The 615-nt window shown below is 42.4% G+C and carries 1 protein-coding gene; it reads right to left on the reverse strand.

Annotated features, from left to right (window positions below; translation table 11 throughout):
- Nucleotides 1–615, reverse strand: a 615-nt coding sequence (locus tag K1I97_RS10105) for a glycoside hydrolase family 36 N-terminal domain-containing protein (RefSeq protein WP_223351619.1), incomplete at both ends; no start/stop codon positions are given.

Genomic DNA, 615 nt, shown 5'->3' on the forward strand with positions numbered 1-615 from the left:
TCTGCTAACTCTAGCAACTTTTCTTTTTTGAAATCAAAGTAAGTTGCTTCCCAGTTATTGATTAAAATTGGCCGCTCTCTCTTCGCAAAAGCTTTAGGAATGATATGCTCTTGAACAAAAGCTTGGCTCTCATGACTAAGACCAGTCAAACCCTGAGACGAAGAATTCAACAGTGCAACAGGACTATAGAAAGTCTGCCCCGCTTCCAGTTTCCAAGCAAAGTTATCGTCATTGATACCGATACCTAGCCGAACTTCACTCAACTGATTTTGCTGAATCCAAGCTTCAAAGTTTCCGCTATAAAGGAGCTGAATTGCCCAAACTTGACCAGCCTCTTCCGTCGTTTCACTATCACAAAGGATAAGGCTCGGAGTCTGCGCGTGACCAGAAGCTCCTCGGTTGGAAGCTATTTTGAAAATTCCCTGTTCTAACTTGTGACGACGAACTGTTTTCTCCCTAGCATAAGCTCCCTGTAAACTAATCACATCATAGGTCCCTGCCGGCAAATCTGCCATTAAGCTCAAGTTCTTATGTATGACTGCTGTCTCTCTACCGATATTTTCCAGCTTAGTAAAGGTTGCAATAGTATTGCTATCTTCAAAAGCTGTGTAATAG

It is taken from the genome of Streptococcus oralis, assembly GCF_019929345.1.
Lineage (GTDB): Bacteria > Bacillota > Bacilli > Lactobacillales > Streptococcaceae > Streptococcus.